The 15,801-nt window shown below is 50.8% G+C and carries 11 protein-coding genes; all 11 read left to right on the plus strand.

The features are described 5' to 3' along the window. The first annotated feature begins 82 nt into the window (after positions 1 to 82). The 11 genes from NIA71_RS14555 (at position 83) to NIA71_RS14605 (ending at position 15,797) form a co-directional block, all read left to right on the plus strand. Positions 83 to 1,489 (plus strand): carcinine hydrolase/isopenicillin-N N-acyltransferase family protein, encoded by a 1,407-nt coding sequence (locus NIA71_RS14555; RefSeq protein WP_148397053.1) that lies wholly within the window; start codon positions 83 to 85, stop codon positions 1,487 to 1,489. After that, positions 1,486 to 3,078 (plus strand): APC family permease, encoded by a 1,593-nt coding sequence (locus NIA71_RS14560; protein ID WP_253020782.1) that lies wholly within the window; start codon positions 1,486 to 1,488, stop codon positions 3,076 to 3,078. The genes NIA71_RS14555 and NIA71_RS14560 overlap by 4 nt, the downstream gene beginning before the upstream one ends. Then, complete coding sequence (locus NIA71_RS14565) at positions 3,071 to 4,213, plus strand: glycerate kinase (RefSeq protein ID WP_253020783.1); 1,143 nt, start codon at positions 3,071 to 3,073, stop codon at positions 4,211 to 4,213. The genes NIA71_RS14560 and NIA71_RS14565 overlap by 8 nt, the downstream gene beginning before the upstream one ends. A 735-nt stretch (positions 4,214 to 4,948) precedes the next feature. Continuing rightward, positions 4,949 to 6,001, plus strand: a complete 1,053-nt coding sequence (locus NIA71_RS14570) for an ethanolamine utilization protein EutH (protein ID WP_367177918.1) — start codon at positions 4,949 to 4,951, stop codon at positions 5,999 to 6,001. Positions 6,002 to 6,299: 298 nt separating this feature from the next. Then, a complete protein-coding gene (locus NIA71_RS14575) occupies positions 6,300 to 10,025 on the plus strand; it encodes a phosphoribosylformylglycinamidine synthase (protein ID WP_253020784.1) in 3,726 nt (1,241 codons plus the stop codon). Between the two features lie 31 nt (positions 10,026 to 10,056). After that, on the plus strand, positions 10,057 to 10,569 hold the full coding sequence (purE, locus tag NIA71_RS14580) for a 5-(carboxyamino)imidazole ribonucleotide mutase (protein WP_269477887.1): 513 nt from the start codon (positions 10,057 to 10,059) through the stop codon (positions 10,567 to 10,569). A gap of 15 nt (positions 10,570 to 10,584) precedes the next feature. Continuing rightward, on the plus strand, positions 10,585 to 11,289 hold the full coding sequence (gene purC, locus NIA71_RS14585) for a phosphoribosylaminoimidazolesuccinocarboxamide synthase (RefSeq protein ID WP_253020785.1): 705 nt from the start codon (positions 10,585 to 10,587) through the stop codon (positions 11,287 to 11,289). A 19-nt stretch (positions 11,290 to 11,308) separates the two neighbouring features. Then, positions 11,309 to 12,769: an amidophosphoribosyltransferase gene (gene purF / locus NIA71_RS14590; RefSeq protein WP_253020786.1), complete on the plus strand. Its 1,461-nt coding sequence runs from the start codon at positions 11,309 to 11,311 to the stop codon at positions 12,767 to 12,769. Beyond that, positions 12,748 to 13,797, plus strand: a complete 1,050-nt coding sequence (purM, locus tag NIA71_RS14595) for a phosphoribosylformylglycinamidine cyclo-ligase (protein WP_148397046.1) — start codon at positions 12,748 to 12,750, stop codon at positions 13,795 to 13,797. Before purF ends, purM begins: the two co-directional genes overlap by 22 nt. Then, on the plus strand, positions 13,798 to 14,391 hold the full coding sequence (purN, locus tag NIA71_RS14600; protein ID WP_253020787.1) for a phosphoribosylglycinamide formyltransferase: 594 nt from the start codon (positions 13,798 to 13,800) through the stop codon (positions 14,389 to 14,391). It begins immediately after the preceding gene. After that, a complete protein-coding gene (locus NIA71_RS14605) occupies positions 14,379 to 15,797 on the plus strand; it encodes an amidophosphoribosyltransferase (RefSeq protein ID WP_148397044.1) in 1,419 nt (472 codons plus the stop codon). The genes purN and NIA71_RS14605 overlap by 13 nt, the downstream gene beginning before the upstream one ends. Positions 15,798 to 15,801: the final 4 nt, after the last annotated feature.

Genomic DNA, 15,801 nt, shown 5'->3' on the forward strand with positions numbered 1-15,801 from the left:
GATTTGTATAATGGTTTTAAAATAAGTTCATGGAAAAGCGAGAAGTCCGCAGACAGCGGTTTCTACAAACGGAGGTAAGGAAATGAAAAAGAACGCCGGCACCAGCCGATCATGCTCCACGTTGATCGCGCTTCAAAGTGCCACGAAACAGGGAGATATTATCTTTGGCAAAAACAGCGACCGTCCGGTCAACGAATCTCAGCCATTGGAATATTATCCTCCTGCCGATCATCAGCCGGGCGAAATGGTACAATGCACCTACATCAAAATTCCCCAGGTGGAGCATACCTTTGGATACATCGGTTCCAGGCCATATAACATCTTTGGATTTGAACACGGGATCAATGAGCATGGAGTAATCATCGGCAATGAGGCGGTTACAGGCAGAGAAACTCCCGAACGTCAGTGGGGTCTTATTGGCATGGACATGCTCAGACTGGCTCTGGAGCGGGCCGACAGCGCGGCAAAGGCTGTGGAAATTATCGGCAGGCTGCTGGAAACCTACGGAACAGGTGGAGATCCTTTGATCCGGCCTCAGTATTTCAACGCCAATTATATTATCGCCGACTATGAAGAGGCGTACATCTTCGAATCTTGCCAGCGGATGTGGGCCGCTAAAAAAATCGACCATGTGGGACACATCGGAAATATCTATGCCTTGACGGACGACTACCAGATGATTGGAAGCCAGGTGATTGAAGAGGCATCCAAGAAAGGCTGGTGCAGGAAAGAAGATCGGATCAACATCAGCCAGACTTTTTCCATCTCAGACTGCGACTATGAAGATGGTGAAGCATATTTTCGATATATCCGGCAAGAAGAGCTGATGACGGGCAGAGAGCCGTTTACTGTGAAAATGATGATGAATAATCTGAGGGATCATTACGATCTTTCTTACAGAAAACCCCTTCCATACGACATCGCCACCTCTAAGATGCCGACGATCTGCTGCCATCCGGGAGGCATGAATGGATGCGCGTCAGCGGCAAGCGTGGTCTGCTCATTGGATAAGGATGCTGCCGATCCCTTTAAATTTGTTTATTGGGGAAGTATGGCACCGCCGTGCTGCTCAATCTTTACGCCCAAGTTTAATATCGGATGGATCCCCCAGGAACTGGCGGATGCCGATGGAATGTACAATCCTGACAGCCCTTGGTGGACCTTTACAGAGCTGGAACGGTATATCGCGCTCAGCTACGATGACTTTGCTCCCATGGCAAGAGAAGTCTTTAATCCCATGGAAGAGGAATTCATTCTGCAGGTGGAGAGCGCGAAAAAAGAATTTGATGGCAACAAAGAAAAGCTGAAAGAGCTATCGCAAGAAGCCTTTACGCGAAGTCTGGAATCTGCCAGAGAGCTGACGAAAAAAATTAAAGGCCGGCTGGCGCAGACTAGAATCAACTATCTGATGTTGGATTACTTCCGGGACTCAGCGGCAGGATGCAACATGCCGTATGATCAGAGCTTGATAGAAAGGATAGGAAAATGAGCAGCAATGGATTGAAACAACATAAAGTAGGGGTAATCGGAATTGTTGGGATGATCTATGCCATGACCGCGGCCGGAGCTTACGGAATCGAAGATATGATTTCGGCGTCAGGGCCGGGTATGACAATCATCATGCTTTTGGTGCTCCCCCTTGTATGGGCATTCCCCATCGCACTGGCTTCCTGCGAGCTGGGATCGGCCATTCCCGATGAATGCGGATTTTACAGATGGGTTCAGCGGGCCCTTGGAGAGTTCTGGGGATTTCAGATCGGCTGGCTGAAAAATATCGGCATCTACATTAATGTGGCGGTATTTGTTGTTTTAGCTACGGATTATCTGTCCTCTTACATAGGAATGAACCATTTTCAAAGCTATATCTGCAAGGTGATCATCATTGGAATTTTCACCTGGATAAATTTACGCGGAGTTAAGGATGTGGCCATTGTCAGCTCTATTATTTCCGGGGCGATTCTGGTTGCCTTTGCGGGCATAGCAATTATCGGATTTTTAAATTTTTCTCAAAATCCCTTTGAACCGGTGATTGCCACTGGACAGACGGCTATTGGCAGCATCGGGTCCAGCATTGCGATCGGTATGTGGATGTATGCCGGTTATGAATCCATGTCCAGCCTGGCAGGCGAATTGGAAAATCCTCAGATCATTCCCAAAGCCATTATCATTGCGCTGCCGCTGATTATCGGAACTTATGTGCTGCCCACCATCGCTTCCCTCGGTTCAGTGGGACAGTGGGAAAGCTGGGGTTCTGACGGCGTTTCTTATGTCAACGTAGCGATGCAGTACGCTCCCGCATTCGGTGTGGCCTTTATGCTGGTGGCATTTATTTCAAACATTTCCATGTTCAACGTTTATCTGGCTTCCGGAGCAAGGGGATTTTTCGTAATGGCAGAGGATAACCTGGCTCCCAAAGCATTGACCAAATGCGATAAAAAACACGGTGTTCCTTATGTGGCCATTCTCAGCCTTTCGATTGTTTCGATGGTTTTATGCGCCTTTAACTTTGACATTCTGGTGACGATCGTTGCCCTGTTCAACCTGGGACTCTATTCCTTGATTATGATTTCCCAGATTGTGCTGCGGCGCACAGAGCCGGACCTGCCCAGACGCTATAAGATTCGTCTGGGAAAAGTGGGAACCGATATCTTCTGCGCGATCCCGGTAATCGTAGCTTTCATCGCTCTGTATATCAACGGCGCCGACTATTTTGTCCTGGGGCTGCTGGGGATGATCAGCGGGCCGATCGCCTATATCATCTTCAAGCGGGCCTACGGCGGACTTTATAAAAACGATCCTCAGAAATATCCCATCAACAGCCGCACAAAGCTGGCGGTAGGGGATACGAAGCGATTATCCTTTGCCTTTGGGTTATTGTCCGTGCTGATGATTATCGGGAGATTATTCCTGCCCGGATATGAGGATCCCCAATATTATACGGAGGTTTACGGGCCGGAAACGATCTTTCAAACGTTCATGCTGTTGATTACGGCAGCGGCTGTGATCTGTGCAGCGGCGGCAGTTGTCTTTGGAGTAATGTATAAAAAGCTGGAATTAAAGGAAGGAAAGAATGAATAAAAAGGCTCCGACAAAAGAAAAATATGTAATCATGCCGGATTCCTTTAAGGGAACGATGGATGCCATTGAAGTCTGCCGGATCATGGAAACTTCCATAAAAGCATATGATCCCCAGGCACAGATCATCAGTGTTCCCATCGCCGACGGCGGGGAAGGAACTGTGGATTGTTTTCTTCATGCCTTTGGCGGCGAAAAAAAAGAAGCGCAGGTGACCGGTCCTTTCGGAGAAACTGTGCATGCGTGCTATGGAAGAATTGGAGAAACGGCCGTTGTGGAAATGGCGGCTGTTTCGGGGTTTTCCATTGGAAAAAAGGGAGGAAATAATCCTTCCACAGCCACGACTTATGGGGTTGGCGAGTTAATCAAGGCCGCTGTATCCGGCGGCGCAAAAAAGATTGTTTTGGGACTGGGCGGCAGCTGCACCAACGATGGCGGCGCAGGAATGGCTGCTGCTCTGGGAGTTCGCTTTTATGATGAACAGGGAAATCTTTTTCTTCCGACAGGAGGGACCTTGGACCAAATCAGCCGTATCGAAACTTCTGAGTGCGGCAGGTTTTTGAAAGGGATTCAGATTGAAGCCATGTGCGATATAGAAAATCCTCTCTACGGGCCCAATGGTGCGGCGTATGTCTTTGCGCCGCAGAAGGGCGCGGACCCGGATATGGTAAAGGATTTGGATTTGAATCTGCGTATCTATGCCCAGCGAATTAAGGAATGGACGGGAATCGACGTATCCGAGATCAAGGGAGGAGGAGCGGCCGGAGGAATGGGAGCCGGCGCCTTTGCCTTTCTGGGCGCCGAGCTGAAACAGGGGATCGGCGTAATTTTAGATTTGCTGGACTTTGAAACTACCCTCAGAGATTGCCGGGTTATTTTTACCGGGGAAGGGCAGTTGGACCGGCAGAGCCTGGGAGGCAAGGTGATCGCAGGGATTGCCCGGCGCGCAAAGAAGGTGCAGGTCCCTGTAATTGCAGTCGTGGGAACCGTAAAGGGAGATATATCGCCAATTTACGATTTGGGAGTATCCAATGTGTTTCAGACGGATCCCGGTACATATAAAAATGAAGAGGAACTGAAGCGCAATTGCCGCAAAGATCTGGCCAGGGCCATGATGCAGGCGCTGACCCATGCCTGACGGACCGTTGCTTGTTACTCCCGTGTGATCAGCGCGGCATCGCCTCTCTGCGGCAGGCGGGCTGACAAAATCGGCTAAAAGAAAGAGAGGAACGCTGCCATTACCTTGCAAAAGGTGGATGGCGGCGTTTTTTTTTTTGCGGCATCCTAATAAGAAGTGTAGAATGATCTGCCGACTATGAAGAAACAGACGACGTTGAATTTGAATGAGCTGGAATGTCAAATACCTTTCTGAAGCCGGAAAATAACAAAAATATTTCTTGAATTTTACTCATTTTCCAACGATTGAGCCGCCTCAAATCAGTTAGCATGCAACCAAACCCTTCTTTCCCCAACATGAGGCCCGCAACCCCGCAACTTTGCGTAAAAATCACAAAAATCATTTAAAAATTTCCGAATACTCGTTTCGGCCTCGGCAGAGCGCAGATACCAGCTTCATTGGACGCCTATTCCCCACAGCGTAAAAAATACTTAATCTTGCATCGATGCGTCTAGCAGGGTATAATATTTATCCGTTGAATGTGGCGCTGTCCAAGGCGGAAATTAAGAGTTAGCTCAACTATCGATGAAAACAATAATACATTGTTGAACCAATTGTTTCATTGGACAATTTTCGACATCGCCCCCGGCGAAGCTGTTCCAATTCGAAATCACCCTGGGCGAAGCCGTACCAATCCGGCGCTGCCGCAAGACACAAAGAACTAAGGAGGGGACAACAATCGACATTAACCAGATCATTCTATATATCATGGTCTTTTTTGCGCTGCTGGGCGCGGCGGACCGCATTTTCGGCAGCCGGTTCGGGCTGGGAGAAAAATTTGAGGAAGGAATCATGGCCATGGGACCCCTTACCATATCTATGGCAGGACTGCTGGTACTGACGCCGGTTCTTTCCAGATATTTGAGCCCGGTGATCGTTCCAATTTTTCAGAAGATCGGCGCTGATCCGGCCATGTTTGCCGGAATTTTCTTTGCCATCGATATGGGCGGAGCGCCCCTTGCGGCAGAGATGACGGCTGATGCCCAGGCAGCCGCGCTGGGAGGCATTATAACCGGCGCCATGCTGGGTGCCACCATCGTCTTTACCATACCCGTTGCTTTGGGTATCGTCCATAAAGATGATCGGAATATTCTTGCAAAGGGAATCCTGACCGGCTTAATAACAATCCCCCTGGGCGTCTTAGTCGGCGGACTGACAGCGGGATTTCCCATAGAAATGGTAGGAATAAATACCATTCCCATCGCTGTCATTTCGCTTGCCATCGCTTTTGGCATGTGGAAATGGGAGCGTATTTTGATTACGGCTTTTATCTGGCTCGGCAGACTCATCGTCACCGTCAGCATCATCGGCCTTGCGCTGGGTTTGACAGCCCAGCTCACCGGTTTTGAGGTGTTTGAAGGGATGACGCCCCTTTCACAGGTGTTCTTAATTATTGGGAACATCGCCATCTTGCTGGCGGGAGCCTTTCCCCTGGTACATTTAATCACCCGCCTTTTCCAAAAGCCCCTGATTAAAGCCGGAAGGCATCTGGGAATCAACAAGGCTGCCGCTGCTGGTTTTCTGGTCAGTATGGCCAACAGCATACCCATGTTTAACATGCTGAAAGAGATGGATACCAGAGGAAAGGTGATGAATGTGGCCTTCGCTGTTTCCGGGGCCTTTGCCCTGGGCGATCACCTGGGATTTACTGCCGGCTACAGCCCCAATATGATCGTACCCCTATTGGCGGGCAAACTGACAGCAGGCGTGACGGCAGCAGCACTGGCCTTCTTTCTTAACCGGGCCTAGTCCGAAGGTGCCGATTGGCCCCAGCGGCGGAACATCTCGACACTGCTGTCCGCTGGCGTCTGACTCAGAAAATTCGAAAAAATCAGCAATTCGCATCAAAACGTAAAATTACGAACGATACGGTTTGATGTAGACAAGAATGTTCGTTATACTTCAAAAAAACTTCTTTTTTTCGCCCATTCTTCATTGAACAAATCCCCTAAAGATGCTAAAATTATTCCGTAAACTAAGCGAAAATTTACAAAAAGGCGAACGATATTTGCCTGTGATACGAAAAATGTACGGAAAGGGCGAAAACATGGTAAGAAGAATATATGTAGAAAAGAAGAAGGGCTTTGACGTAGAGGCGCGCAGCATGCTGGAGGACATTCAGCAGAACCTCCACGTAGAAGGACTGACCGGCATCCGGATTTTAAACCGTTATGACGTGGACGGCATAGACGATGCCACCTACCAGAGAACCAGATATACAGTGTTTGCAGAACCAGCCATTGACACTGCTTATGACGAGCAGATGCCGGAGGAGCTGAGTTCTGCTACTTTTTTTTCCGTTGAATACCTGCCAGGGCAATATGACCAGCGGGCGGATTCAGCGGCGCAATGCATCAAACTGATCAACGCTGAAGCAGACGCTGTTGTCAAATTTGCAAGAGTGATTGTGCTGGAAGGAGATGTGACGCCGCAGCAGCTGAAAGAGATTGAAAACTATTGCGTCAATCCGGTGGATTCCCAGATCGCTGATAACGCCAAACCGGAAACCCTGGATATGGAAACCGTTGTACCGGAGGATGTGCAAATCATCGAAGGATTTATAAATAAAGACGAAGACGCCCTGGAACAGTTCCGCAGGGAAATGGAATTCGCCATGAGCCCGGACGACCTGCGAGCGATTCAGGAATATTTCAAAAACGAAGAAAAGCGGGACCCGTCCATTACCGAACTGAAGGTTATCGATACCTATTGGTCGGATCACTGCAGACACACCACCTTCAACACAAGCCTGACAGACATCCAATTTGACGAGGGCCCATATGGAACCATGGTCAAAAAGGCCTTTGGAGAATACATGGACATGCGCAGAGAAGTCTACGGCGACCGTGAAAAGGATATTTGCCTCATGGATATGGCATGCATGGGGACCAAATATCTGAAAAAACAAGGAATTCTCCATGACCTGGACGAATCGGAAGAGATCAACGCCTGCAGCATCAAAGCAAAGGCGAAGATCAATGGCAAGGAAGAAGACTGGCTGGTCATGTTTAAAAATGAAACCCATAACCATCCGACGGAAATCGAACCCTTCGGCGGCGCGGCCACATGTCTGGGCGGCGCCATCCGCGACCCGCTTTCAGGCAGAGTCTATGTTTACCAGGCTATGCGTGTAACCGGCGCGGCCGATCCCAGACGACCGGTGTCAGAAACGATTCCGGGAAAACTGCCGCAGAGAAAGATCACCCAGGGCGCGGCTTCCGGCTATAGCTCTTACGGAAACCAAATCGGACTTGCTACCGGCCTTGTGGATGAACTATATGATGAAGATTATGCGGCAAAGCGGATGGAAATCGGAGCTGTCATCGGCGCAGCTCCGGCGGACCACGTCATTCGTAAAGTTCCTCAGCCGGGCGATGTGATCGTCCTCGTGGGCGGCCGCACAGGAAGAGACGGCTGCGGCGGGGCCACCGGCTCATCCAAAGAGCATACGGAAGAATCTATTCTCGAATGCGGAGCGGAAGTACAAAAAGGAAATCCGCCGGTAGAACGAAACATCCAGAGAATGTTCCGCAGAAAAGAAGTTGCCACATTGATCAAGCGCTGCAACGATTTCGGTGCCGGAGGCGTATCGGTGGCCATCGGCGAACTGGCCGAGGGACTGGACATCAACTTGGATCTGGTGCCGAAAAAATATGAAGGACTGGATGGAACCGAGCTGGCCATTTCCGAATCACAGGAACGAATGGCCGTTGTCATTGAAAAGGAAAAAGAAGAAGAATTTATCGCCTACGCCCATGAAGAAAACCTGGAAGCGACAACCGTAGCCAGAGTAACGGACGAAGGCCGTGTAAGAATGTACTGGAGAGACAAGTGCATTCTCAACCTTTCCAGAGCCTTCCTGGACACCAACGGCGCAAAACAGAAAGCAGCCGTAGAAGTCAAAGGCGGCTTTGACATCAAGCAGCTGACCCAGACCCTTTCACCGGAAGAAGCGCTGAAGGACCTGAACTGCTGCAGCAAGAAGGGCCTGATCGAGCGGTTTGACAGCACCATCGGAGCTTCGACCGTGCTGATGCCGCTGGGCGGAAAATACCAGCTTTCACCGGCGCAGGGCATGGCGGCCAAGCTGCCGGTAACAGAAGGCGAGACCACCACCGCCACTCTCATGACCTACGGTTTCAACCCTAAGATCGCCAAGGCCAGCCCATTCCACGGGGCCATGTACGCGGTGATCGACTCCGTAACCAAGATGGTTGCCATGGGAGCGGATTATAAGACGATCCGTTTGACCTTCCAGGAATACTTCGAAAAGCTGGGACAAGACCCCAAACGCTGGGGCAAACCAATGGCCGCCCTTTTGGGCGCGCTGCGGGTGCAGAAGGAACTGTCCATCCCGTCCATCGGCGGCAAGGACAGCATGTCGGGAACCTTTATGGACATCAATGTTCCGCCGACGCTGGTTTCCTTCGCCGTAGCAGTTCTGGACGCAGAGCAGGTAGTATCCACCGAGCTTAAAAAAGCCGGAAGCAGACTGGTTTATCTGCCGTCTGTTAAGGATGAGGAAGGAATCCTGGATTTTGAAGCGTATCGCAAGACCATGGATAAAGTGAGAAGCCTGACCGCGGCAGGCAAAGTGCTGGCAGCTTCCGCCATCGGCGAAGGCGGCCTGTTCATGAGTCTGGTCAAGATGGCCGTAGGAAATAAGATCGGCGTATCGGCTCCGGATACGGAAAACACTGGCCTCGATTACGGCGGACTGGTTCTGGAGCTGGATGCCGGCGAGCAGCTGGATGACCTTTTGGCAGGCGTAAGATACGAAGAAATTGGAAAAACTATGGAAGAGCCTCGAATTGAAATGAAGGGTATTTCCATGAATCTGGATGATATTATCAAAGAATGGGAGCAGCCGCTGGAAAGCATTTTCCCGGTTAGAACAAAAGATAACGGCCAGGAAACCGTGGAGACACTTTCCTGGACAGAGCGCAATACCAAGGCTCCGGCCATCAAGATCGCCAAGCCCCGCGTATTAATTCCAGCCTTCCCGGGAACCAACTGCGAAATGGATTCCAAGCGAGCCTTTGAGCGGGCAGGCGCCCAGGCGGATATCCACATCATTCGCAATATGACCCAGAGCCAGCTGATCGACTCCATCCAGGAATTGGAGCGCAAGATTAAAGAAAGCCAGATCATCATGATCCCGGGCGGCTTCAGCGGCGGCGACGAGCCCGACGGCTCGGCCAAATTCATCACCGCCGTGTTCCGCAATCCGCGGATCAAGGAGGCGGTTACCGATCTGCTGGAGAACAGAGAAGGCTTGATGCTGGGAATCTGCAACGGTTTCCAGGCGCTGATCAAGCTGGGACTGGTACCTCAGGGAAAAATCGTCGATCCGGATGAAAACAGCCCGACCCTGACCTACAATAAGATCGGACGGCATGAATCCTGCCTGGTGCGCACCAGAGTGGCTTCCGTCAAATCGCCGTGGCTGGCGGGAGCGGAAGTGGGCGACATTCACACCATTCCCGTATCCCACGGAGAAGGAAGATTCATCGCCGGGGAGGAAACCCTCCGGGCCATGATCGCCGGCGGACAGGTCGCCACCCAGTATGTGGACTTTGACGGAAACCCGTCCATGGATATCGCCTTTAACCCCAACTTCTCCAACATGGCCATCGAGGGAATCACTTCCCCGGACGGCAGAGTACTGGGCAAGATGGGACACTCAGAGCGAATCGGACCGTTTGTTTATAAAAACGTAGACGGAGCAAAAGATCAGAAGATCTTTGAATCAGGCGTAAACTATTTCAAATAATGGATAAAAGATAAAGCAGGAGGTAACAAAGGTGAAAGTTGCAATTATTATGGGAAGCAAATCAGACTACCCAGTAGTACAAAAAGCAGAAGATATTTTAAAACATTTCAATGTGGAAACAGAAACAAGGATCATTTCGGCTCACAGGACGCCGAGAGTGGCCGAGGAGTTCGCCGCAACCGCGGAAGAAAAGGGCTTTGAAGTCATCATCGCAGCGGCTGGAAAGGCCGCCCATCTGGCGGGCGTGCTGGCGGCGACAACACCGCTGCCCGTGATCGGAATTCCAATGAAATCCAGCACTCTGGACGGACTGGATTCCCTGCTTTCCGTGGTACAGATGCCCAAAGGTGTTCCCGTTGCCACAGTGGCTGTTGACGGAGCGGAAAACGCAGGATTGCTGGCAGTGCAAATCCTCAGCACCAAGTATCCTGAGCTGAGACAGGCCATCAAAGATTACAAAAAGAAGATGGAAGAAGATATCATTAAGCTGGACCAGGAATTCAATGCGCCGCCGGAACAGAAAGTCATTATTTCAGATAAATAAAGGGAGGAAAGACCGATGCAAAAATTAGAACAGCTCTATGAAGGAAAAGCAAAGAAAGTATTCAAAACTGACGACCCCAACTTGTACATCGTAGACTACAAAGACGATGCCACTGCCTTCAACGGCGAAAAGAAAGGCCAGATCGCAGGTAAAGGCGCAGTAAACAACGTGATGAGCAATATCATGTTCCAGCTGCTGGAACAGAAGGGGGTTCCCACCCATTTCGTCGAGCAGCTCAGCGAACGGGAAACCGTAGTAAAAGCAGTAAAAATTCTGCCTCTGGAAGTAATTACCAGAAACGTTTCCGCAGGATCCTTTGCTAAGAGATACGGTGTGGAAGAAGGAATCGTATTCGACAAGCCGACCTTTGAATTTTCCTATAAAAACGACGATCTGGGCGATCCACTCATGTGCGAATCCCATGCCCTTGCCCTGGGACTGGCGACGGAAGAACAGATCGAAACCATTAAACAATATACGGCCATTGTCAACGAAACACTGAAAGAATTCTTCCTGGACAAGGGACTGAAGCTCATCGACTTTAAGATCGAATTCGGACTCTTTGACGGAGACGTGATTCTGGCCGACGAAGTTTCACCGGACACTTGCAGACTGTGGGATGTGAAAACCAACGAAAAAATGGACAAAGACCGTTTCAGAAGAGACCTGGGCAATGTGGAAGAAACCTACCAGGAAGTGCTGAAGAGGGTACAAAAATAAAAATACAGGGGGATTAGGGATGAGAGAAGGTAAAATTGAATATGGATGGGGCCGGGCCGCAGAAGATGAAAAATTTCATGACGCATGCGGCGTTGTAGGCGTATATGCTCCGGGGAAACAAGACATTGCCCGCGGCGTCTATTTCGGACTGCACGCTCTCCAGCACAGGGGACAGGAGAGTGCGGGCATCGCTTCCAACAAGGACGGGAAAATCCAGTACTATAAGGATATGGGCCTTGTTCAGGAGGTCTTTAATGACGAGATCATCGGCCGGCTCCAGGGGGATATTGCCATCGGCCATGTGCGCTATTCAACGGCGGGGGAAAGCCACGCTGTCAACGCCATGCCACTGGTAGTCTATTACCGTGGCGGAGCCATCGCGCTGGCCCATAACGGAAATTTGGTGAACGCCCATATCCTGCGCAGACAGATGCAGGAAAACGGCGTCATTTTTCAGACCGGTATTGATTCAGAAGTGATCGCGGCCCTCATTGCCAAGCATGTGAACCAGCACACCATTGAAGAGGCCATTACCAAAACCCTGGACGTGATCCGGGGCGCTTATGCGCTGGTGATTACCGTGGGCGGCAAACTGATCGGCGTACGGGATCCTGGCGGGATTCGTCCGCTCTGTATCGGAAGAAATGATGAAGGCTTTGTCCTCGCATCGGAAAGCTGTGTTTTTCCAGTGATGGGAGCAGAGTTCCTTCGGGATGTGGAGCCGGGAGAAATGATCGTAATTGAAGATGGGGAGCTGAAATCCTTAGACTATACCCAAAAGAAAAGACGGGCTTCATGCGCGTTTGAGTATGTTTATTTCTCAAGACCGGACAGCAAGCTGGACGGAGTCGGCGTATATACGGCACGCAGCGAATGCGGAAGGATTCTGGCAAGAGAATGCCCGGCAGCCGCGGACATGGTCATATCCGTTCCCGACTCGGGGACAGTGGCGGCGATCGGCTATGCGGAGGAATCGGGAATTCCTTACGGTGAAGGGCTGATTAAGAACCGCTATGTGGGCAGGACCTTCATTCAGCCGGATCAGCGGATGCGGGAGCTGTCGGTAAAACTCAAGCTGAATGTGCTCGAGGGCAATGTGGAAGGAAAGCGGATTATCATGGTGGACGATTCGGTGGTGCGGGGCACGACCAGCGGCAAGATTGTTCAAATGTTGAAAGACGCAGGGGCCAGAGAGGTCCACTTGCGGGTGGCGTCCCCTCCGGTTACAGACCCATGCTTTTTTGGAATCGATACCCCGGACAAAAGTAAACTAGTTGCAGCAGCCCATTCTGTCGACGAAATCCGCGAGATGATCGGAGCGGATTCGCTGGGCTACCTCAGTGTGGAAGGCATGCTGAAAGCCATTGGAATGGGCAATGATAAAACGTGTACGGCCTGCTTTACGGGTGATTATCCCATGGAGCTGCCGGAACTGGACATGGAACGGGAGGATGAACCATGGATGATAGGAAAAAACTGACCTACAAGGATGCAGGTGTAGATACAAAAGAAGGCGAGCGTGCAGTATCCCTGATGAAAGATCATGTAAAACAGACCTTTAATGAGAATGTGCTCACAGGTCTGGGCAGCTTCGGCAGCCTTTTTCAGATCGATGTGGCCACGATGAAACAGCCGGTCCTGGTATCCGGTACCGATGGGGTGGGAACCAAGCTGAAGATCGCTTTCTTAATGGACAAGCATGACACCGTGGGAATCGACTGTGTGGCTATGTGCGTCAACGATGTGCTGTGCCAGGGAGCCAAACCCCTCTTTTTCCTGGACTATATTGCCACAGGAAAAGTGAAGGCAGAGAAAATTGCCGATATTGTCAAGGGCATTGCCGAAGGCTGCAGACAGGCCGGCAGCGCTCTGGTGGGCGGAGAAACCGCGGAGATGCCCGATTTTTACGGAGAAGGGGAATACGATATGGCGGGATTTTCCGTCGGCATGGCAGATAAAGAAAAGATCATTACCGGCAAAAAGGTGGATGAAGGAAATGTGATCGTCGGCATCGCTTCCAGCGGAATCCACAGCAATGGCTATTCTCTGGTGAGAAAAGTATTCTTTGACAAGATGGGCATGGATGTTAAGGACCACGTGGAAGAACTGGGCATGAGCCTGGGAGAAGCGCTGCTGACTCCCACCAAGATCTATGCGGCCGCTTGCAATGCGGTCATTCCCAAATTCGATGTCAAAGGAATTGTCCACATTACTGGCGGCGGTTTTTTCGAAAACATTCCCAGGATTCTGCCAGAAGGACTGGCGGCTAAAATCAAGATTGGTACATGGGAGGTACCGCCGATTTTCCCATACATCAAGAAGTGCGGCAACATCGACAAGATCGAAATGTTTTCCACCTTCAACATGGGCGTAGGAATGATGATGATCGTAGATGCTAAGGACGCCGATGCAGTAGTAAAGGCGCTGCGCGCAGCGGGCGAGACTGCGGACATCATCGGCCAGGTGGTTAAAACCGATGACGATCAAGTAATATTGGAGGACAAATAGATGGTCAATATTTCCGTACTGGTTTCCGGCGGAGGCACCAATCTGCAGGCCCTCATCGATAAAATTCAGGCCGGCGAACTGGAAGGGGTCAGGATCGTTCAGGTGATTGCCAGCAGAGAAGACGCCTACGCCCTGGAGCGGGCGGCCAAAGCCGGAATCAAGGGAAAAGTGGTCAAGGAAACTGGACGGCTGCTTTCAGAGCTTGCTTCCGAAAACACCGACCTGATCGTGCTGGCCGGTTATATGAAGGTGCTGGAGCCGGCGGTGATCGACGCTTACCGAAAACGGATCGTCAACATCCATCCGTCCCTGATCCCAAAATACTGCGGCAAGGGTTTTTATGGCAAGCGTGTGCATCAGGCTGTCATCGACGGCAAAGAGAAGGTTTCCGGCGCTACCGTACATTTTGTGGACGAAGGAGTGGACACGGGAGAGATCATTTTGCAAAGAGAAGTCCCCGTCGAGCCCGGCGACACGGCGGATACCCTGGCTGCGAGAGTTTTAAAAACGGAACATGTAATTTTAGCGGAAGGAATTAAGAAAGTTATGGCAGAACTGCCAGAAAAAGAAGGAGGCAAGAAATGGGCGGAGTAATTGGGTTTGTTTCCAAACAGGACTGCGTGATGGACCTGTTTTTCGGGACAGATTACCACTCTCACTTAGGAACAAAGAACGGCGGCATGTGCGTCCTGCAAGAGGACGGGTTTAACCGCTCCATTCATAATATACAGAACTCACCGTTTCGAAGCAAATTTGAGAGCGATATCGAAGAGATGAAGGGGAATATGGGCATCGGCGCTATCAGCGATGGCGATCCACAGCCGCTGACCGTCTGCAGCAGACAGGGCGACTATGCCATTACCACAGTTGGGCGTATTAATAACAAAGAGGCCATTGTAAAAGAACTGCTGAAGGATCGACCGACTCAATTTATGTCCATGAGCGGCGGTACGATTAATAATACGGAGCTGGTAGCAGCCCTGGTTTCCACCGGACGAGATATCGTCGATGGAATCCGTATCGCCCAGGCAAAAATCGACGGCTCCCTGACCATGCTGATTTTGACCAAAGAGGGCCTTTACGCGGCAAGAGATAAATACGGAAGAACGCCGCTGATCATCGGCAAAAAGGACGGAGCTTACTCCGCCGCATCCGAATCCTTTGCCTTTATCAATGTGGGATACAAATACCAGAGGGAGCTGGGACCGGCGGAAATCGCCTTTCTGACAGCGGATAGCGAAAAGACCGTCAGCGAGCCCCAGGAGGGAATGCGGATCTGCGCATTCATGTGGACCTATTTCGGATACACCACATCTATTTACGAAGGCAGGAATGTAGAGCTGATGAGAAACCGCAACGGCGAACTGCTGGCTCAGAGGGACGGCGATCTGGATGTGGATTATGTTGCCGGCGTTCCCGACAGCGGCATTGCTCATGCCTTAGGCTACGCCAACCAATCACGGGTTCCCTATGCCAGACCCCTGATTAAGTACACGCCCACCTGGCCCCGCAGCTTTATGCCCCAGAACCAGAAGGCGCGTAACTTGATCGCCAAAATGAAGCTGGTACCTGTATTCCAGATTATTCGCGACAAAAAGTTCGTGTTGGTTGACGACTCCATCGTACGGGGAACGCAGCTTTCCGAAACCGTTTCTTATCTGATTGATAACGGGGCCAAAGAAATTCATGTCAGGTCCGCCTGCCCGCCGATCATGTACGGCTGTAAGTTTCTCAATTTCTCCCGGTCCGTCAGCGATCTGGAACTGATCACCAGACGCGTTATCCGGGATTTGGAAGGCATCAAAGGCGACGAGATTTCAGAGGAACTTTTGGCAGAGTACGCGGACAGCAATACGGATAAGCACGAGGCCATGGTCGAGGAGATCCGCAAACGGCTGAAATTCGACAGCCTGAAATTCCAGAATCTGGAGGATACCATTGAGGCCATCGGCGTGGACAGCTGCAACCTTTGTACTTACTGTTGGAATGGAAAGGAATAGGAAA

The sequence above is a fragment of the Ihubacter massiliensis genome (assembly GCF_024125305.1).
GTDB classification, from domain to species: Bacteria; Bacillota; Clostridia; order Peptostreptococcales; family Anaerovoracaceae; genus Hominibacterium; species Hominibacterium faecale.

Bases quoted from the DNA above. Each gene is read 5' to 3' on its own strand.
- NIA71_RS14555 (WP_148397053.1), top strand. From the start codon at position 83: ATGAAAAAGAACGCCGGCACCAGCCGATCATGCTCCACGTTGATCGCG.
- NIA71_RS14560 (WP_253020782.1), top strand. From the start codon at position 1,486: ATGAGCAGCAATGGATTGAAACAACATAAAGTAGGGGTAATCGGAATT.
- NIA71_RS14565 (WP_253020783.1), top strand. From the start codon at position 3,071: ATGAATAAAAAGGCTCCGACAAAAGAAAAATATGTAATCATGCCGGAT.
- NIA71_RS14575 (WP_253020784.1), top strand. From the start codon at position 6,300: ATGGTAAGAAGAATATATGTAGAAAAGAAGAAGGGCTTTGACGTAGAG.
- purC (WP_253020785.1), top strand. From the start codon at position 10,585: ATGCAAAAATTAGAACAGCTCTATGAAGGAAAAGCAAAGAAAGTATTC.
- purF (WP_253020786.1), top strand. From the start codon at position 11,309: ATGAGAGAAGGTAAAATTGAATATGGATGGGGCCGGGCCGCAGAAGAT.
- purM (WP_148397046.1), top strand. From the start codon at position 12,748: ATGGATGATAGGAAAAAACTGACCTACAAGGATGCAGGTGTAGATACA.
- purN (WP_253020787.1), top strand. From the start codon at position 13,798: ATGGTCAATATTTCCGTACTGGTTTCCGGCGGAGGCACCAATCTGCAG.
- NIA71_RS14605 (WP_148397044.1), top strand. From the start codon at position 14,379: ATGGGCGGAGTAATTGGGTTTGTTTCCAAACAGGACTGCGTGATGGAC.